Here is a 20,889-nt window from a genome sequence, read left to right as displayed (position 1 = left end):
CAAAAAATTTTATTAAATAAACAAAAAATGTTATAAAATTGACATGTCTTTAATTATAATTAACTTAAAACGTCATTTTAAACGATATTCTGCGTGGGCATAAATTTTTTAGAATAGTTGGTTGTTAAAATGGCAGACGATTTTGAAAAAGAATTGATAAACACGTTTTTTCAAGAGTCAGATATTAATCTTGAAGAAGCAGAAGAAGTTTATTTACAATTTTCAGAAAATACTCCTTTAGATCTATTGTCTCGAAGCTTTAGACTTGCGCACAATTTAAAAGGGAGCGCGAAGGCTGTTGGTTTTTTAGAAGTTTCAGAAATTCTTCATAATTTAGAATCCTTACTTTTAAAACTCAAAAATAAAGAAATTTCTGTTAACAATGAATTAGTCAATCTTTTATTAAAAGCAAATGATAAAGTTAAACTTATTATTAGTGAGTTAAAAAATAATAATCAATATACCTCAGATTACAAAATATTAGTTAGCGAAATAAAAGATTTTATTGAAAATAGAAATTCAAACCAAGGAGTAGAACAGGAAACGGGACAAAATACTGAACAAGAAAAACAAATTGTAATTGAAGAAAATCCTCCAATAAAAGAAGAATTTGGTTTTTTTGGTAGTGATGTACCTAAAAAAGAGGAACATCCAATTATTGTAAGTAATAATAATATTAATAAAGTTAAGAAAAAAGAAAATAAAAAACCAGAAAACGTAGATGACGTTATAAGAGTTTCTATATCTAGAATAGAAAGACTACAAAATAATATTGGAGAAATTGTAATTATTGAAAGCATGATCGAAGAGCAAATTAATAATAAAGACTTTAATGAACTAAAAAATACGTATAGGCTTCTTTATAAAATTACTAAAGAGGTTCAAGATATTATTATGAGTTTAAGATTGGTTTCAATCAAACCAGTTTTTCAAAAACTTACTAGAACAGCTCATGATACCTCATTATTTTTAAACAAAAAAATTGATTTAAAATTTAATGGAGAAGATACAGAGATTGATAAATTTATTTTAGATGAAATAGCAGATCCTTTAATGCATATGATTAGAAATTCTATTGACCATGGTATAGAAAACGAAGAAATTAGAATAAGTAAAAATAAAGCAACAGTTGGCACAATTAATGTAACGGCAAGTCATGAGTCTGGAGATCTTGTATTGGTTGTTCAAGATGATGGAGCAGGAATGAATCCTCAGACAATATACGAAAGTGCTGTGAAAAAAAGATTAATTAAAGGAACAGAAAAATTAACAGATGAAGAATGCTATAAATTAATTTTTGCTCCAGGCTTTTCGACAAAAGCAGAAACAACAGAAATTTCTGGGCGTGGAGTAGGAATGGATGTTGTTAAAACAACCATTGATGAATTAAATGGTAAAATAGAAATAAAATCAAAAATTAATGAAGGAACAAAATTTAAAATTAGAATTCCACTAACTATTGGAATAATGGATGCATTTATTACAGAAATTTCAAACAAAAAATATGTTATACCATTAAATCAAGTTGTTGAATGTATGAGTTTAAGTAAATGCAAAATTAAATATATATCAAATATTGATAGCATTATTATATTACGTAACGAAGAGATTCCTATTTTTGATTTGTCTGAAGGTTTTGGAAATATTAAAAAAGAAAATAATTCAATTAAAAATACCGATAAATCTGTTTTTATTATTAAAAGCAACGATAAAAAAATTGCTGCTGTAGTTGATAAAATAATTGCTATTCAGTCTATTGTGACAAAGTCCTTAGGAGAAGAGCTTCGTTGTGAAAAAGGCATAGTTGGCAGTGTTATTTTAGGTGATGGCAAAGCAGCACCAATTTTAGAAATTGGTGATTTGGTATTAAGTCATTCTTTTCAGAAAAATTTTCAGCGAAGTAAAAATAGGATTGAACTATGACAGCAAATCATGAGATTGCAAAAAAAATTAACTTAACAGACGAGCGTTTTCTTTGTTTTAGTTTAGGTCACGAAGTATTTAGTATTCCACTGCTTCAAGTGAGAGAAGTCATTGCGGTTCCAGAATTTACACAAATACCTTATACACCAAATTATTTTTGTGGAATTATGAATTTAAGAGGTAAAGTCATTAGTGTAATAGATATGCGAAAAAAATTAAGTATTACATCTAAGGGAACAGAAGAAAATTCTGTTATAGTTTGTGATTTAGACAATATTATAATTGGTGTATTGGTTGATTCTGTAGATTCTGTAATCAATATAGAAGAAGAAAAAATTCTACCAAAACCAGACATGCAATCGAGTATTTTTAATGATTACATTGAAGGTATTGTTGATATTAAGGGACAAATTATTTTGCTAATAAATTTGGTAAAAACTTTAAGCATTGAAGATTTGGTCCACTTGCAAAAAGAGGGGAATGGTTAAAACTTATGAAAAAATTTAATTCATTAAGTCTTAAAATTAAAATACTGATTCTTTGTATTGGCGGAGTGTTAATAACAGGTTTAGTTGCATTAACTCTACTTTTTTTAGTGTTTGCTAAGCAAGAAAAAAATGAAGACATTCAATTATTACAAGATGCATCATCAATTTCTGAAGCGATTCAAGATCAATTTTTTGAACGGTATGGAGATATAAAAGCTTTTTCTCTGTATTTTAAAAATCTGGCAAGTAATGGCTATAGTAATTTTGAAGGTACAAGTTACTTAAATAAAATAGTCGAATTTTATGGAATTTACAATTTAATAATGGTTTGTGATTTAAATGGCAATTTGGTTGCAGTAAATAGTATTTCTCCTAAAGGAAAAAGAATCAATAATGATATTTTATACAAATACAATTATAAAAATACAAAGTGGTTTAAAGATGTTGTAGAAAAACGTTTTTTAGAAGATGAAAAAAAGGGATTCACATCTGTTGCATTTCAAAATCCAAATTTTTCTGATATAATTGAAAAATCTTACCAAAATAAAGCTTTTGCATCAATATTTTCTACCTTTGTGTACAATTCCAAAGGAGAGGCTATAGGAGTTATCAGTACGCATGCTGATTTTATGTGGGTAGAGGCAGTGATTACCCGTGTATTTCCAAAATTTATAGAAGAAGAAAAAAAATCGGCAGAATTTAAATTATTAAGTAATAATGGTATGCTTTTATTTGATTATTCTCCTTCTCAAAATAATGGAAATACAGATGTTGTGCACGATGAAAAAAAATTAAATGTTGTTAATTTATTAAAAGAATGGGATACAGAAAAAAATCCTCAATTCTTAAAAGATCATTATAGGCAGATTGAACACTCTATAAATGGAAAAAAATATACTCAAGGATTAAAAAATATAGTGGGCGAAAAAATAGTTGATAACTTAGGTTGGAGAATTGTTCTTTCAGTTTCAGAAGAAGAAATGTTATCTGAAATTAATTTTACAAAGATTATTTTTATTTTATCTTTTATTATTTTAATAAGTTTAACAGTATTTATTAGTAGTTTATTAGTTAAAAATCTTGTTAACCATTTAATAGATTTGGCAAATAAAATGTCGCAAGGAAACCATTTGCTAAAAAAAGCATCTCAGGATTCTTCTGGAGATAGTCAAGCACTTTCTGCAGCGGCAACAGAGCAAGCAGCATCGCTGCAAGAAACAGTGGCGGCGGTAAATGAAATTAGTGTTATGATGAATAAATCATCAGAAATGGCAGATTTATCAAGAAAAAAATCGGATGAAAACAAAGAAAAAGTACGCGAAGGTAAAAATATAGTCAATGAGATGTTAATTTCTATTAAGCAGATAAAACACAGTAATGACGAAGTTCTAAAGGAATTTTTTGAAGGCAATAAAAGAATTTCAGAAATTGTCAATTTAATTTCAGAAATTGAAAATAAAACAAAAGTGATTAATGAAATTGTATTTCAAACCAAGCTTCTCTCTTTTAATGCATCTGTAGAAGCCGCACGAGCAGGAGAGCATGGCAGAGGTTTTTCTGTGGTTGCCGAAGAGGTTGGAAATCTTGCTAAAATGAGCGGTACGGCCTCAACCGAAATTTCAACAATGCTTGATAATAGTTTGCATAAAGTTAAAAGTATTATAGATGAAACAAAAAGTAATATTGAAAATATTTCTAAAAAATCTGAAAATTCTGTTAAAAAAGGCGAAGAAATAAGTATAAAGTGCTCTAATGTATTTGAAAAAATATATGTAAACTCAGAAGAAGTTAATAATTTAGTGAATGAAATTGCGAATTCTGCTCAAGAACAAGCGAAAGGTGTGCAAGAAATCAATAATGCTATGAATGAATTAGACTCTGTCACGCATCAAAATTCAACCATTGCCCAAAAATCTTCTTCTACAGCAGACGAGCTTTTAACGCAAAGTGTTGCAATTGGTAACGTTGCAACTCAACTATTACTCATTATTCATGGAGAAAATAGTGATATAAAATTAGAAAATATAATTATTGATAATAAAAATGATCATGATATTAAACCTAAAAATAACAATCAAAATTCTTTTAAAACTGATAAAAAATCAAGTTCTCCTCCAAATTCAGAAAAAAAAGATAACTTAAAGAAAGAAGTTCCTTCTTATAATGATTCTCGCTTTGAGGAGCTTTAATGGATGCTGAATGGAAGAAAATTCTTCCTAAAATTATTAAAATTGTTTATGATGAAACTGGAAATCAGTTAACTGAAAAAAATTATCCCATGATCCAAAATCGTTTGTTAAAAAGATTTTCAATCCTCGGTATTAAAGAGCCAGCTTCTTATCTTGATTATTTAGAAAAAAATTTAGTAACCGAAAAAAGAATGCTTATTTCTTGTGCAACCACTCATCATACATTCTTTTTTAGAGAGTATTTTCATTTTGAAGATATTGAATATAAATTAATTAATAATATTTTAAATCATAAAAAAGATAAAACAATTAAAATTTGGAGTGCCGCATGTAGTTTAGGCCAAGAAGCATATTCGCTCGCAATGTTTTTTAATAAGCTTAAAACTCAAAATAAATTAAAAGATTTTGACTATAAAATTTTAGGTACAGATGTTGATTATGAATCTGTTCAATATGCGCAAAATTCTGTGTACGAATTTAAAGAACTATCCCAAGTTCCACTTTATTATGTACATGGAAATTGGCTTAGAGGAAAAGGAGAGTTAAGTAGTTTTGTTAAACCAAAATCACATATTAAAAATTCGATAACGTTTGAAGTTGCTAATTTGTTAAAACTTGATAATCAATTTACAAAAGAAAAATTTGATGTTATTTTTTGTAGAAATGTGTTAATTTACTTTAACCAACAGCAAGTGTCGCAAATTATCAATTCACTATTAAGTAGACTATCAGATTATGGAATTATGGTACTAGGAATTAGTGAATCAATTTTAGGATACAATTTGCCTGTAAATCTTGTTTCAAACTCAATATACTGTCATAAAAACTTTGATTTTGATAATAAAGAAAAAGCGATAGTTCAGGAATTGCCAAAAAAATCAATTATAAAAATTTTGTGTGTAGACGACTCTCCGACTATTTTAATGTTACTTAAAAAAATTCTCAAAAAAGACAAAGGTTTTGAAGTGGTTGGTACGGCCTTAAATGCTCAAGAGGCTCGTTCTATTTTAAAAACGTTAGATGTTGATATTATAACGTTAGATATTCATATGCCGGGTGAAACTGGCATAGAGTATTTGCGCAAAGATTTTAAAAAAGGCATTCATCCTCCAGTACTCATTGTCAGCTCAGTTGAAAGAGATGGAACAAACGTTGTAAAAGAAGCGTTAGATTTGGGTGCGTCGGATTATGTAGAAAAACCTGATATTAAAAATATTTCTGATTCAGAAGAAGAAATTTGCTTTAAAATTGATACTATTTTTAAACAAAACTCAAATAATCGGAAAATTTCAAAAAATTTATCAAACGAAACAGCTTTGCCAAGCAATACAAGTATTCATCATAACGATAAAAACAATTCTCCAATTAAAGTATTAATTGTTGATGATTCTCCAACAATAAGAATGCAACTCAAAAATATGCTTTCTAAAGATAAAAGAATAAAAGTAGTAGGAGAAGTTTCTGATCCGAGAGATGTAAAAATTCAAGTGCAAAACTTGCAACCCGATGTTCTTACGCTTGATATCAATATGCCTTACTTAAATGGTATTGATGTTTTAAAAATTGTGATCCCTGAATTTAAAATACCTACCATTGTTGTCAGTGCACTCAACATGGAAGAAGGTTCGCTTGTAATGGAAGCGCTTGAAACTGGTGCCATTGACTTTTTTCAAAAACCGCAAATGAAGGATATTGAAAGTGAAAGTTTAGTATTAATAGAAAAAATTATTAATGCCAAAAGTTCAAAAATTTCTAATTTATCAAAATATTCTTTTTATAAAAATAATAATGAAGAGGCTCTTGATAAAAATTATATTATTGCAATTGGCTCTTCTACAGGTGGAACAGAGGCATTAAAAATTGTTTTAGAGCGATTGCCAGAAAATATTCCGCCAATTGTTGTTGTACAGCATATTCCAGAAGTTTTTTCTAAGGCATTGGCCGATAGATTAAATAATATTTGTTCTTTTCATGTTGTTGAAGCAAGTCATGATCTAGAATTATTACCAAACACTGTTTATATCGCTCCAGGTAACAAGCAAATGAAAGTTATTAAGCAACAAAGCAAGTTTAAAATAGATATTTCTACAAGTGATTTGGTAAATGGGCACAGGCCATCTGTTGATGTGTTATTTTCTTCAATTGCAGACCTTAATTTAAAAAAATCATTAGGAGTTATTTTAACTGGTATGGGCAATGATGGAGCTAAAGGTTTAAAAAAAATGAAAGCCTCAGGATCTAAAACTATTGCGCAAGATGAAGCAACCTGTGTTGTGTTTGGAATGCCCAAAGAAGCAATAAAATTAAATGCTGTTGATTTTATTGAACCAATTGATAATGTTGCTAATAAAATTATTACCTTAACAAAAACTATATCTCATTAAATTTTGGAGAAGGTTTGTGGCTATAAACTATAAAAATAAAACAATATTTATGATTGATGATGAGTTGGGTATATTAGAAAACTATAAAGAAATTACAAAAGAATATTTTGATGTTAATATAGAAACTTTTAGTTCTCCTTTGGATGCATTAGAAAAATTAAATGCTGGGGCAAGGCCAAATTTATTTTTATTAGATTTTAAAATGCCAAAAATGAATGGTTTAGATGTAATATTATCAATTAATAAATTAGGTATAAAAAAACCAATTGTTGTAATTACAGGATTTGCAGAAAAAAAGTTAGCAATTGAGTGCTTAAAATTTGGTATTTTTGATTTGTTAGAAAAACCTGTTAACTTTGATTTATTTATTAATGCAATTAAAAATGCTTTGTGTATGGAAGAAACAGAAAATAGAAATAAAATTTTATCCCAAGAAAAAGATTATTTAATTGAATTATTTTCTGATTATATAATTAAATGTCAAGAAAGAATTATTCAAGCTGAAAATTTGCTTTTAGATAAAACAACAATTTTACAAGAAGATCAAAATTTGTTAAATAATTTTATTAAAAAAATTTATGAATGTGATCTTATAGATCGTGAAATTTCTAAATCTTACAAAAACATTTCTAAAATTTCTTTGATTAAGCCAATTAATGTTCTTAAAAGTAATTCTGATTCAATTGATATTGAAACTAAAGGTGTTAAAAAATAAAAATTTATAGTGGAATTAACAATGATTTTTATAGCATTTAAAAAAAACTGGCATCAGTTAAGAAAAATTGTATATGGCAACTCTGCAAGTAATGAAGTGGAGTGTAAAAACGTTACAATTATTCGCTTTGATGAATTTGAAAATATTAAAGATCAACTTAAATTTTTAATCAATAAAAAAGAAAAAATAATATTTTTAGTTGGGCAGTTTGGTGTAGGTAAAACTCATGTTATTGATAATTTTATAAAAGAATATAAAAAAGAAGGAAATTTAATATTTAAAAAAGAATTTTTAAATATTAAATCAGATTTGTCTGCTTATTATAATTTAGTTGGCTATTTTAAAGTTTTTTTATTTTTAATTTTTTTCTATCTTGTTTTTTATAGATTTGATATTTTTTATTCTAATTTTTTATTCCCAATAATGCTTTTTTTAAGTTATTTATTAATATTTAATAAATTTAGAATTACTTATGCATTGTATAATTTTTTTAGTAGCTGTGTTGATTATTTAATTTTAAGCAAATTTCGTATTTTTGAATTGATTAAAAAAATTTTAGAAATGCGAGATGTCCGGGAATTTACACATAAAACATATATTATAGATGATATTGCTAGAAGCAATCTAAACAAAAATGAACTTCATTCATTTGCTAGTAACTTATGGAAGTTAAATAAAACTTATGTTTTTGTATTTGGATATTCTAAGAATTATAATAATTTAAGTATAAATTTTAATGATATTTTAGATTTGTCTAATAATTTAAATGCTAAATTAATTATTGTACCTATTTATTATAAACTTAACCAGAATATATTAAATAATTATTTTAATTTAAACTTTAATAATTTTATAAATCCTTTTAACAATCCAACCTGGTTAGCTTTGTTTACCCCTTGTGATATTTTAGCAATTATTAGTAACTTTGATTTTAAGATTGAGTTTTTAAAAGAAAATAAAAAAGAATTTTTTGATTGTGATATTTTTATTAGTTTTTTGCTATTACGAGTTTTTATAGAAAAATTAATTGAAAAATTAAATCTGAATATTTCTATTAATTTGTTTTATAGTTTGTATAAAAATGGGAATAATACTGAAATTATCGAATTTTATCAATCTATCTTAGATTTTTTAGTTAAAAATATTTTTTCAAAAAGATTGCAAATTTGTGATTTTTGTAATTTTAATAACTTTGGTTATAGAGTGAAATCCAGTTCAGACCTTTTTGAGATTATTTTTTCGGAGTCAGAAGAAGAATTCCTCTTGTTTTTAAAGCTAACCTCGAAAATTTGGATAGGTATAAAATAAGTAAATGATTACCAATCGTTCCTTGAAACTAACAAAAAACTATCTTTCTAAACTGCAGCGTGTTGAATGTCCTGATACCACTTTTATTAGTGATCGCTTTCCTATTGTGATGAAAAAAGCTGCTGGAATGTGGATTCGTGATGTTGATGACAACCGTTATCTTGATTTTAGCGCATGCTTTGGAGTGCTGGCATTAGGTCATCGCTCTAAAGTGACGTTGCAAGCAATCCGCAAACAAGCGGCGCAAATAATACACGGTATGGGTGATGTGCATCCTTCTGTCTCAAGAATTCATTTACTCGAGCTTCTTGCGCAAGTTTCACCTTTTCAAAATTCTAAAGCGTTGCTTGGGCAAAGCGGTGGCGATGCTATAGAATCTGCAATGAAAACAGCAATGCTTGCCACCAAAAGAAGTTGTTTTATGAGTTTTGCTGGTGGCTATCATGGTGTGCAGTTTGCTCCTTTAATATTAAGTGATAGAGTTGAGTTTACTGGTGGTTTTGAAGCTTGGCTCAATGGAAAAAGTGTAACTTTACCGTTTCCTTATTTTAAAGAAAATTTTGTTAATAACCATGAATCTGTGACCGAGGACTTTTTTTTAAAAAATCATAACCTTTATAATCCAGCTGTTGTTTTACAACAATTAGAAGATTTATTGCGTAGTAAAAAGTTTGCGGCACTTGTGGTGGAGCCTATTCAAGGTCGGGGAGGTAAAAGATCCTTTACTCCTGATTTTATGAAAACCTGCCAAGCTCTTTGTAAAAAATATGGAACTCTTTTAATTTTTGATGAAATTTATACAGGATTTGGCAGAACAGGAACCCTTTTTGCATGCGAACATTATGGCGTTGTGCCAGATATGATGTGTTTGGGTAAGGCGCTTGGTGGTGGATTGCCCATCAGTGCATGCATGGGAGATATTTTAGACGTCTGGGCAAAATCTCAAGGTGAGGCAAAGCATACGCAAACATTTTTAGGGCATCCTCTGGCATGTTATGTGGCGTACAAAACAATTTTAACAATACAAAAACAGCTCCCAGCTTTTCAAGCAGAGCTTATAAAAATTGATCAAGAATTTACTAAATTTGAAAAAACAATGCATGCAACGGGTTTGTTTCAAAAATTTCCATATTTTTTAGTTGGAAAAGGATTTATGCGAGGCATTTGGTTTTATAAGCAAAAAAATAATTTGTGTGTTTCTTTAATGCAAGAATTATTAGAGCGAGGTTTTATTGTTTTGTCAGAGGGTAAAAAAGCTGATGTGTTATCGTTAACACCACCATTAATCGCAAAAGCAACTCATTATAAAAAAATATTGGCAAGTGTTATTAATATTTTAAAATCGCGAGATTAATTTATGAACAGTGAATTCGAATGCTCAAACTTTACCCGTTTGACAAAAGAAAATATGATATGCTCTGCACCCACTCCTGCTATTCATATTGCAATAGAATTTTCTTTGCCTTGGCACTCTGTTCCTGCGCAAACTGCAAACTTTCCCAAACCATTTTTGCTCTTCAATAATTTGTTAATTAAAAAAAAATTAGAATTTGGAATTAATTACTTTTCTCATAATCTATTTTTAATTGATAATTTTACAAGGGTTTTTTTGTTTCAAAAAAATGGTGATGAATTTTCTGATTATCAAAAATACGAGTTTTTGTTTCCTAATCAAAAATTAGAAGAAGCAATGTTATTATTAATTGCTTTTATCACTGGGGAAAATAAACATGTTTTGCAATGGCAAATACAAGATTTTAAAAATACAAAAGAGTTGTTTGTTTGTGTGCATGGCGAAAGAGATCTGTGCTGTGGTAAGTATGGTTTCGCACTGTTTCAAGAATTTCAAACTTTAATTAATAATCGTAATGATAAAAATAATTTTAGAGTGTGGCAGTCTTCACATTTAGGAGGACATCGATTTGCGCCCACTTTTTTTGAAGCGCCAAGTATGCGATGGTATGGTTTGTTTGAAGCAAAAAAAATTGAGAGTTTTCTTGATCGTGATAACAATAGCTTTAAGGTTACAAATTGCTACCGTGGTATGAGCGGCATAAAAAATAAATATGCTCAGCTTGTAGAAAATTTTTTATTTCAAAAATATTCATGGGAGTGGTTAAAATCTTGTGATAAAAAATATAATATTGTTTCTTTAGAAAATGAAAAAGATATTATAATTGAATTTTCTTATAAATTTTTTAATAAAAATCAAAATTTTATATCTAAATTTAAAATAGTTTACTCTGGTTCTATTAAGGCAAAAACAAGTTGTAATAAAGACGAAGTGAAAGACATCTCTCAGTATTGTGTGCAGCAGATTGAAGATTCTGTGTGTTGAAAATTGATTATAATAACATTTCTAAATGGATATCGACTTGCTACTAGGTAAAAATAACGGTTTGACAAGTACTATTTTAAGATAGTATTGTAATTTTTAGTATCGCCATAAAAACGAATTTTTATCTGGTGATTTGAAATATAGTTAATTTTAATAGTTATTTTCACAAAAAACCTGTTAAGAAAAACTATGTAAGAATAACTCTCGAAACCGAGTTTTCTTAAAGTAGGAAATGATCACATGTTAATAAGTTATGCTTGCGTTTCTGAATCAGATTGTTTTCAAATACGTTATCTACAAAAAGTTGTTTTAATTTTGTCTGGATCGAAACAATTCTCTTGCAACCGCAATTTTAAATAAATAGCTATATTTAAGTAGGGTAAATCATGTCTAAAAGTAATTTAGATAAATCAAAAAATAAACATTTTTTTGATAAAGTTTTTGGCATTATTTTTGAATCCAAAAAGAAAATAATAACTTCAGTTAATACTCTTATGTTGCAATCATACTGGCACATCGGAAAAACAATTATTGAAGAAGAACAAAAAGGAAAAAAAGAGCTGAGTATGGGAAGTCTCTCATCGAAAGCCTTTCAAAAGAACTTTCTGAAAAGGGGGAAAAAGGTTTTGATGTAAGTAACTTATGGAAAATACGTAAGTTTTACCTTACTTATCCAATTCTAGACGCAGTGCGTCTAGAATTGAGCTGGACGCATTATAGGTTATTGTTAAGAGTAGAAGAAAAAGAAAAAAGAAGTTTTTACGAGGTTGAATGTTTAAAATCACGTTGGTCTACTAGAGAATTAGAGCGACAATTAAATTCAATGCTATATGAAAGACTCGCTTTGAGTCGAGATAAAGCAGGAATTACGGAAATGGCACAACAAGGAGCGGAGCCTTTTAAGGCATCAGATATTGTAAAAGATCCTTTTGTACTTGAATTTTTAGGGCTAAAAGAAAATGAACGTTATCTTGAAAAAGATTTAGAAAATGCTTTGATTCAACAATTACAAAATTTCCTACTTGAATTAGGAAGAGGTTTTTCTTTTGTTGCTAGACAAAAAAGACTTACAATAGATGGTGATCATTTTTATGTTGATCTTGTTTTTTATCATTATATATTGAAATGTTTTGTTTTAATTGATCTGAAAATTGGTAAACTTATGCATCAAGATCTTGGTCAGATGCAAATGTATGTTAATTTTTATGAAAAAGAACTTACTTTAAAAAACGATAATCCTCCTATCGGAATTGTTCTATGTTCTGACAAAAATGATGCAGTTGTCAAATACACGCTTAGTGACAGTAATAAAAAAATATTTGCCTCTAAATATAAATTACAACTTCCAACAGAGGAAGAATTAAAACAAGAAATCATCCGAGAAAAAAGTTTAATTTTACTAAAAAAAGAAGATGAAAATTTAGCGATATAAAATATTATAATTGAATTTTCTATAAATTTGTTAATAAAAATCAAAATTTTATATCTAAATTTAAAATAGTTTACTCTGGTTCTATTAAGGCAAAAACAAGTTGTAATAAAGACGAAGTGAAAGATATCTCTCTTAAAAAACATAAGAGATTAACAAGAATATTTTTACATTTTATGTATTGTAATTGTGATATAGGTAAAAAATGTTAAGACCTTCTAAATCATTAAACTTAGAATATTCTGTAATTAATGTTGCCTCATCTATTTTAAGGCTTATTATAAAACATAAGCTTTTAAAATACGAAGAACTATTATTAAAAATATCCACTGAAATTGGGGAAGGTGCAAAAGAAAATTTTTTGAATGCATTGACTTTTTTATATGCAATTGATGCCTTGGAGTATCATGAAGAAACAGATTGTTTTGAAATAAGGATAAAATAGTGAAGTTAAGTAAATTATATACAAGCATGGATAGATATTTTCAACCAATTGTATTTAATCCTGGCTTAAATGTTGTATTTGCTTCTATAAAAAAACCTAAAGAAGCTAATAAAGATTCGCATAATTTAGGAAAAACACTTTTAATTGATGTAATTGATTTCTGCCTATTAAAAAAAATAAATGACCATCATTTTACAAAAAAAATTCCTAATGTATTAAAAGATATAATTTTTTATTTGGAACTTGAAATTCGACCAGGAAGTTATGTAACAATTAGGAGATCTGTAAGTAATAATACTAAAATTTCATTAAAAAATCATACTGATTTTCATTGTCATTTTACGTGTGAAAATGAAAAATTTTGGAATCATTATAATATTTCATTTGAAAAATCAAAAGAAATATTAAACTCTTATTTGGCTTTCGAAGAAATTAAACCTTTTGATTTTAGAAAAGGATTAACCTATTTTTTAAGAAAACAAAAAGACTACCTTGATGTCTTTCAGATTGAAAAATTTAATTCAGGTCAGCATTCCTATTGGAAACCTTATATTGCAAAATTATTAGGAATAGATTCTGCTATTATTCAAAAAAAATATCAGTTAGACAATGAAATTCAAAAAAAAATAGATGAGTTAGAAAATAAAAGAAATAAAGTTTTTTTACCAGAAGCGCAATATGATGAAATTAAGGCAAGAATAGAATTAAAAAATTTAGAAATAGAATCTTTAAGTAAAAAAATTGATAATTTTAGCTTTGTAACTCATGATCTAAATATCAATGAGGAATTGGTTGATGATATTGAGTCAAAGATAAGTTATTTAAATAATGAAATATATAATTTATCTTATGAAAAAAATAATATTGAAGAGTCTTTAAAAAATAAAATTAACTTTAATATTTCTGATATTGAAAAAATTTTTAAAGATATTAATTTTTATTTTGAAGGGAAAATAAAAAAAGACTATGAAGAACTCCTCGATTTTAATAAAAAAATAACAAAAGATCGGTCATCGCGACTAAAGCTAAGACAAAATGAAATTAAAAATATTTTAGAAATAAACCAAAAAGAATTAGAACTTCTTGATGCAAAAAGATCTGAAGCTTTACAAATACTAAGAGAAAAAGATTCTTTAATTAAATATAAAAAAATGAACAAAAAACTGGTTGAAGATCAAGCAGACGTGTTGATATTAAAAAATCAACTTAAAGAATTGGATGAGCTTTCTGAAATTAGTGCTGCTATTGTAAGACTGAAAGAAAATCTGTCTGAGATAATACAAAAAATTGATTATGAGTATAAAAAAGAGAATTTTATTTTATCAAATATTCGTTCCGAATTTTCTAGAATAATAAAAGAAGTTCTTGGTGTAAATGCTCTTCTTTTTGTTAGAAAGAATAATAATTCTAATCTTGAGTTTGAAACACATGTGACAAGTGGAAATAAAGCAACTAGCCCAACTGCAGAGGGAGAAGGGACTTCATATAAAAAAATGTTATGTGCAGCCTTTGATTTGGCAGTTATTAACAATTACAAAAATACCAAATTCTATAATTTTATTTACCATGATGGAATTTTTGAGGGATTAGATAATAGAAAAAAAATTAAGCTTTGGTCATTGATTAAAGATTATTGCGTAAATAAAAATGTTCAATATATTTTTACTATAATTGAATCAGATTTGCCTCGTAATGAATTTGATGAAAAAATTTATTTTCAAAAACAAGAGATTATTTTGCAACTATCTGACGAAGGAGCATCGGGAAGATTATTTAAATGTGAAATTTTCTAATTGATCTCCTTCTCTCAATAAATTTTAGATAAATTTCGTCTAGATAAAGAAGATAAAATAAAAAACCAAGGCATTAAGCCTTGGTTTTTATAGCAATTAACAGGTTATATTATTACTTGCTGAATGTAACAGGAATGTCGAAACTAAATGAAGTATCAGCGCTTGTTGCAGTAATTTTTTGCGAATTCATAGCGCCAGCTGCAAGAGCTTTTAATGCATCAGCATCTAAAATTTTAACTTCAGAATTTCTTGAATCTAATGTGAAAAATTTAGACCTTGCAGGATTTAAGGTAAGTGTGACTTCTTTAATTTCTTTATCACTTACAGAATTATCAGAATTTAAGTATGCAAATATTAACTTACGACTTTGCGTAGCAGCTGAAAGCACAATTTTGGAATCTGCAACTTTAGCGCCTAAATCGCTAACCAATGCAAATTTATTAGTTTGGTAAGCTGCGCCTGCAGAAAATTCTTTCTCAAGCTTTACGCTTGCATCTTTTGTTGAAGCAATAGTGACAATCACTTTATCATCTAATTTTGCTTTTTCTGTCGCGCATACATAATAGTTTACAGCTGTGGGGAAAGCTAGGTTAGGTATTTTCGAGATTACTGTAAAATTGCTGTTTTGAGGAACAGAGACTGTTAACAATTGGTTGAAACGATTTAATTCAATTGGTGTGCTTGAAGCTGCATTGCCAAGTGTAAATTGCGCCCCTGTAAGTTTTGCGCAACGTTTCTCGAGGTTATTTTCTACTTCTTCTAATGAGCCACCAACTGGAACTGTCGTTGCATTTTTTACTGCACTGCCGTCTACCATTCTTTCAAATTCTGCACTTACTAATTGTGGTTTATTGTTTGCATAGAATTTAAAATTAAAGTCGCCATCAATCTTTGCAGAATTTTTGGAAATTTCAAAACCAGCAACTTGTGGTAAAAATTGACCAATAGCGGTAGTTGGTGGTGATAAAATTATTGGATTGACTCTAAAATCTACGGTACTTGCTGTTTCAGCTCTAGTTATAGTATATTCGCTATTTTTTGCAGTAAGATCTTTTGTGCTGCCGTCAGAAAAAATACCTTCAAGATTTAATTCTAAAGCATTTTCAGCAGTCAGTACATTGGAAATTGTTTCGCCATTTAAATTTTTAAGAGCGATAGACTTTAGCACTGCTTTAGTGACGTCAACAATAACTGGTGTATTGATGTTTATGCTTGGGAAAATTGTAGAACGCAAAGTATAGGCATTTTTGCCAACTAGAGTGTTTTTTGGAATTTCAAAATAGAACTTAGAAGCACTTTTGGATTTTAATTCTATTATATTACCATTAGCGTCAACAAGCTCAAAGCCTTCTGAGGATGTTAAGGCTTCAAAAGCACCGTTAAGCATTTGTTGTGTTTTAATTTCAAACTCTTGGGTTTCTGTACCCACAGCTCCGCTTATATCACCTTCGATCTTGATTCCGGTTAATTTGATTGGAGCAGCTGCTTCAACATCGATAGTTGATGTGCTTGTTGAATTTGTTGCGACAACTATTGCTTTGCCGCCTTCTAAAGCAGGGTAATATATGTTTTCAACTTTATCGAAAGCACAAATAAGATTTTGATCTTCTTGTAAAGAAAAATTCTTTGCAGATGTTGGGTCTATGCTAACAGAAACCGATTTGTTGTTAGTTAGATTAACTTCTGTGCCAGCTTCGTCTTTTAAAAACAGTTCATACTTTGCACAAGTTCCGGATGGAATTTTAGGTTGCGCAATTTTAATAACCAATTTTTTGTTTTTGTTGGAAGCAGGATCGTCTTTCGGATCGAGCGGAGCAGGTGTGTTGTTGTTTGTGTCGCTGGAGGTGTTTGTAGCTCCTTTATTACAAGAAGAGACAGCGATTGCAAGCAGGCTTAAACCTACCGCAGAAATTTTAAGGGGAGCTTTAAGTGTCATGAATTTCTCCTAATTTTAGTAAAATAGACAAATTAAACCAAGCAAAATCACATGCAAATAGTTGTTAAATTGATATTTGCAGTGCCACGACTATAGATCAATAAAAAACAATTTGTCAAAATTTTAATAAAATAAAATAAGTATACTTTAGATATTAAAAATACTTATTCACTTCAAAATTATTATTAAAATTTTTAACTAAATGAAATTATTGTTAAAAAATAGTATAAGCGAGAATCTTATTTTTTATGTTTATAGCATTTAAAAATAACAAAATAAATTAATAAAAATAATTACTTAAAATTTTATTTACAAGATTTGTTTTTTAGTGAAAATATTGATTATTAATTTTATAATTAATTAAAATTAGATAATAACTTATACATTAATTGCCAAATAATTTTTTGTTTGTAGTTTAATGTGTGACTGGAGATAATTTAAAAATGTCTTTTTTGTATTTATATACTGATTTTGACTGTTTTTTTCTGAAAAATCGATAGTAATCTGATTGATTAAAATTTTTCTAAAAAAATCTGTAATTATTTTATGTTCAGGGTTATCTAGGTATTTTAGATTTAGCATACCAATATAAAAATTAGAGACTTTAAACTGACCATTTTCAATAACAAGTAAAAATCCGTACGCAAACTCAAACGGGTTTTTAAAAATTGTGGCAGGGCGGTCGGGATACGCTTCGAGGCGAGAAAAATATGTAATAATATTAAACTCAAAACAGTTTTTAGCAACTTTGTTAATAAATGCAGTGCGGTTGCTAAAACTCAAAGGGAGCTGTACGTGTAAAAGAAAGTTAAATAACACATGTCCTATACTAAAAATACTGTGTTGATTGCAATAAAACATACAAAAATTTGCAAAATCAGGCTCAGTGCATTCGCTTACAGTAAAGAGATGGGCTTTGAGTTCGGTTTCAAGAGGAGCGCTTGGTTCTCGACAAACTGCAAGAGTTGGGCTGTGTCTTGGAGATTGTTGGGATGCATTGTATTTGTCTGCCTTGTGATCGCAGCGTTTAGAAATCAGTTTGCCATTAAAGACAACTCGCTGCCTGTTCCAATCGATACAAGTAGAATGGCTATTGCATTCAAAAGTTTTTAGCCAAGCGTTTCCTATTTTATTTGCTTCCTGTTTTGAGATAATTGGGAAGTAATTATGAAGTTTAATGCTGGGAAAAAAATTATTTTTAGGTAAGTAGTTAAATTGTTCAGAATAAATATGTTCAACTAAAAATTTAAATAGCAATTGAATATTTTGTTTTTCATTGTGTTTTGAAGTTTTGATTTTATCATAAATAAGATTATGCACATTTTCTTTAATGTTAGAATCAATATTTGAATTACACAATTTTGATGAGTCTTTAAAATATATATAATTTTCGTTTAAATAAAAATATTCAAGCATAAAAAATAACCAAAAACTTGTTTTTTGAATAGTATAATTTTCTTTTACCAAGTTTTCTAAAAAGATGTAAAAATTTTCAAAAAATAAATTTAAAATTTCTATATCGTTTGTTACGGTTTTTTTAGTGTAAAGTTTAATATAATTAATAACAAAATGATACTCTTTATTATTAATTCCAATGCCTAAATTATATTTTACTATATTGTCTTTAATAGAGTTTAAATATTTTTTTGTGCTTACATAAATTAAATGTTTTAAAAAATTTTCTTTAGTATTAAAAAAAACTTTTTTATTTGCAATAAATTTAATTTTAAATGAGCAGTAACTATTGTTGTTTGTTTTAATAATATTTTTAAAGTCATCTTCAAAAATTGCAATTTCTTGAAACGAGTATTCTTTAATTCCAGAATGCGGATCATACAAAACAAAAAATCTGTTATCATATTTTTTAAAAGCAAATATTCCATAGGAGTTTCTTTTTCCAGTCACTTCTTGAATAAAATAAAAATGACAATAAGTGCTTTCTTGTTTGTCTTCTATAAAGCCTGAGTTTCTTTTAAAATTTTCTACATCAGATATGAGGTATCGTACAAAAGAAAAATCTTTGTGAGAATATAAATAAGCATTTTCAACAAAAGTATTAGGGCTTGTTACTGTTTGTTTAATGAGTTCTTTGTACTCTTTAAGATAACTACTTGTATTTTGTAATAAATTACTAAGAATTTCTTTTTGTAGGGCACAAATATTTAAAAGATAAGTGTTAAATAGTTCATCATTTTTATTTAAATAGCTATTAAAATTTTCAAAATCACTAGAAAAAAAGTACTCTTCTTTTACAAATTTAAAAAATAATGCTACAAAAGCAAAATTTTGATATTTTTCTTCATTATTTTTATTGATATTTATAGTTTTTAATTGTTTAATTTTATTAATTTGTGTTTTATAATAATAAGGCATTATTTTTGCGTTTTCCTTCCTTAGAATTTAATTTGTAATACAAAATTAATGTTTATTTTCTATTACAAATCACCCAAAAATATCATGATTTTTTTGCTTACTCTAATTTTAATATAATTGAATATTATTAAAAAAATGCCGATTTTTTGTTTATTTTCAAAAGTTTTAATTTTAATAAATGAAGAGGTTTTGTTTCATAAAGCTGAGTTTAAGCAATTTTTAGATTTTTTAGACAGGAAATTAACTGCAAGCAAACAAAATGGAGGTGCCGATCGGATTTGAACCGATGTATAAACGATTTGCAATCGTTTGCGTAGCCGCTCCGCCACAGCACCCTAGGAGGAAAACAGCTATAACGCTTTCGAGAATGCTTTGCAAGCGGCAATCTAAAAAATTAAAAGTTGCTGGCGTACTCAAGCCACAAATCATCAAGAGCATGAAACACTTCTGGAAAATCTTTTACATACAGCTCGTGTTTGATATTGAGAGTATTTTGCAAAATCTTAAATTGAACGTTACCACTGCGCACTTCGCGGTCGCAGTACAATTGTGTGACAAAGTGATCACAAATATCCACAATTGCAAGCAAACGCGGATCGTTTGTTAACGTTAAGCGAAACCGCTCGCAAATGCGTGTAATAAGCTTTTGCTCAATAGAATGATGCAACTTGGTGACCTCGCGCTCCTTAAAATGCACTGGGTAAACCACCTCGCGGGCATACACTTCTGCAAGTCCATGCAACACCGCCACATGATACAACTGCACCCGAAGCTTTACGGGTAAACTGAGTTTGCTTGCAAGCAACCGACACAAAAACACAACCTGAAACGTATGCTCGCCCACGCTTTCTGGAAAATGCGAACTCCAACCCTTAAATAACGGATGTTCTTTAAGCTTTTCGACCACTCCTAAAAAGGTGCAGGTAAATCCTGCAATGCCTTCTTCGCGCAAGGCGCGAAAGGCTTCGGAGTAAATGCTATCCAGCAAATACACTGCATGTTCCCAATTGACAGCAACGGTGTGCAGAGGGGGGTTGTGATTGCTACATGGATGCGTTTTGGCCATGTTGTCGTGGGCAAGCACCAACCTGCGGTATGTATCATACTGGGTTTTGTAGCGCTCTTGTGCAAAGTATTGATTGCCAAGCAAACATTCTTTTTCAATAAACAACATCGAGGCAAACGATTCGACAATAGCAAGTAAGCCGTACAAATTGGCACAGCGAGAGGTTTCGAGCCCAAAAGACTTTTCGGTTTCGAGCCAATATTTGCTTTTGGTGCTCTCGTAACTGCTTTTTAAATTGGCATGTTGCTGTTGCACCCACATATTGGAATCGCCTAAATACGCTTTAGGAAGCTCACAAAAAATTGCCAATTCTAAAAAGTCGCATTGTTCTGCCACCGAAAATTGCAAATGTGGGGCTAAAATCATGTTTAATACAATTTGCGTAAAGCCATGTTCTGCTGCCGACTGTTTTTTAATACAAATAGAATTAGAAAATAAAGGCAACGCACACACAATTTTTAATTTGCCGAGCTTGCTTGGAAGTAAATTGTGCATAAAACAT

15 protein-coding genes, 1 tRNA gene and 1 pseudogene are annotated in these 20,889 nt (G+C 28.6%); 13 read left to right on the top strand and 4 right to left on the bottom strand.

Annotated features, from left to right (window positions below):
• Positions 1-129: 129 nt before the first annotated feature.
• From Spiro2_RS09350 to Spiro2_RS09295, 13 genes and pseudogenes are all read left to right on the top strand, one after another.
• Complete coding sequence (locus Spiro2_RS09350) at positions 130-1,923, top strand: chemotaxis protein CheA (protein ID WP_338635509.1); 1,794 nt, start codon at positions 130-132, stop codon at positions 1,921-1,923.
• On the top strand, positions 1,920-2,411 hold the full coding sequence (locus Spiro2_RS09345) for a chemotaxis protein CheW (protein WP_338635507.1): 492 nt from the start codon (positions 1,920-1,922) through the stop codon (positions 2,409-2,411). The genes Spiro2_RS09350 and Spiro2_RS09345 overlap by 4 nt, the downstream gene beginning before the upstream one ends.
• 5 nt (positions 2,412-2,416) lie before the next feature.
• Entirely contained in the window at positions 2,417-4,600 is a 2,184-nt protein-coding gene (locus Spiro2_RS09340) for a methyl-accepting chemotaxis protein (protein ID WP_338635506.1), read from the top strand.
• Positions 4,600-6,984 (top strand): chemotaxis-specific protein-glutamate methyltransferase CheB, encoded by a 2,385-nt coding sequence (gene cheB / locus Spiro2_RS09335; protein ID WP_338635505.1) that lies wholly within the window; start codon positions 4,600-4,602, stop codon positions 6,982-6,984. The genes Spiro2_RS09340 and cheB overlap by 1 nt, the downstream gene beginning before the upstream one ends.
• Before the next feature lie 16 nt (positions 6,985-7,000).
• On the top strand, positions 7,001-7,699 hold the full coding sequence (locus Spiro2_RS09330; RefSeq protein WP_338635503.1) for a response regulator: 699 nt from the start codon (positions 7,001-7,003) through the stop codon (positions 7,697-7,699).
• 21 nt (positions 7,700-7,720) lie between these two features.
• The gene (locus Spiro2_RS09325; protein ID WP_338635502.1) at positions 7,721-9,007 is read left to right on the top strand and encodes a hypothetical protein; all 1,287 of its coding nucleotides are present in this window, start codon (positions 7,721-7,723) and stop codon (positions 9,005-9,007) included.
• A 4-nt stretch (positions 9,008-9,011) separates the two neighbouring features.
• A complete protein-coding gene (locus Spiro2_RS09320; RefSeq protein ID WP_338635501.1) occupies positions 9,012-10,361 on the top strand; it encodes an aspartate aminotransferase family protein in 1,350 nt (449 codons plus the stop codon).
• Between the two features lie 3 nt (positions 10,362-10,364).
• The gene (locus Spiro2_RS09315) at positions 10,365-11,345 is read left to right on the top strand and encodes a sucrase ferredoxin (protein ID WP_338635500.1); all 981 of its coding nucleotides are present in this window, start codon (positions 10,365-10,367) and stop codon (positions 11,343-11,345) included.
• Between the two features lie 386 nt (positions 11,346-11,731).
• A pseudogene (locus Spiro2_RS12765) lies at positions 11,732-12,123 on the top strand (DUF1016 N-terminal domain-containing protein); the annotation flags it as partial.
• A 45-nt stretch (positions 12,124-12,168) separates the two neighbouring features.
• On the top strand, positions 12,169-12,777 hold the full coding sequence (locus Spiro2_RS09305; RefSeq protein WP_422398035.1) for a PDDEXK nuclease domain-containing protein: 609 nt from the start codon (positions 12,169-12,171) through the stop codon (positions 12,775-12,777).
• A gap of 116 nt (positions 12,778-12,893) precedes the next feature.
• Positions 12,894-12,986, top strand: a complete 93-nt coding sequence (locus tag Spiro2_RS12760) for an ABC-three component system protein (protein ID WP_422397994.1) — start codon at positions 12,894-12,896, stop codon at positions 12,984-12,986.
• Positions 12,980-13,219 (top strand): ABC-three component system middle component 8, encoded by a 240-nt coding sequence (locus Spiro2_RS09300; protein WP_338635498.1) that lies wholly within the window; start codon positions 12,980-12,982, stop codon positions 13,217-13,219. The genes Spiro2_RS12760 and Spiro2_RS09300 overlap by 7 nt, the downstream gene beginning before the upstream one ends.
• The gene (locus Spiro2_RS09295; protein ID WP_338635496.1) at positions 13,219-15,012 is read left to right on the top strand and encodes a DUF2326 domain-containing protein; all 1,794 of its coding nucleotides are present in this window, start codon (positions 13,219-13,221) and stop codon (positions 15,010-15,012) included. The genes Spiro2_RS09300 and Spiro2_RS09295 overlap by 1 nt, the downstream gene beginning before the upstream one ends.
• 112 nt (positions 15,013-15,124) lie before the next feature.
• On the opposite strand, the gene Spiro2_RS09290 is transcribed toward Spiro2_RS09295, so the two are convergent.
• The 4 genes from Spiro2_RS09290 to Spiro2_RS09275 form a co-directional block, all read right to left on the bottom strand.
• Positions 15,125-16,948, bottom strand: a complete 1,824-nt coding sequence (locus Spiro2_RS09290) for a hypothetical protein (protein ID WP_338635494.1) — start codon at positions 16,946-16,948, stop codon at positions 15,125-15,127.
• A 378-nt stretch (positions 16,949-17,326) separates the two neighbouring features.
• Positions 17,327-19,321, bottom strand: coding sequence for a hypothetical protein (locus tag Spiro2_RS09285; protein WP_338635493.1), 1,995 nt, complete (start codon positions 19,319-19,321; stop codon positions 17,327-17,329).
• A 260-nt stretch (positions 19,322-19,581) separates the two neighbouring features.
• Positions 19,582-19,656 (bottom strand) — tRNA-Cys (locus tag Spiro2_RS09280).
• 59 nt (positions 19,657-19,715) lie between these two features.
• The gene (locus Spiro2_RS09275; RefSeq protein WP_338635492.1) at positions 19,716-20,882 is read right to left on the bottom strand and encodes a YfbR-like 5'-deoxynucleotidase; all 1,167 of its coding nucleotides are present in this window, start codon (positions 20,880-20,882) and stop codon (positions 19,716-19,718) included.
• Positions 20,883-20,889: the final 7 nt, after the last annotated feature.

Source organism: Spirobacillus cienkowskii, from assembly GCF_037081835.1.
Lineage (GTDB): Bacteria > Bdellovibrionota_B > Oligoflexia > Silvanigrellales > Silvanigrellaceae > Silvanigrella > Silvanigrella cienkowskii.
Note: the sequence above shows the minus strand (reverse complement) of the source record. Positions and strands in the feature narration are given on the sequence as shown.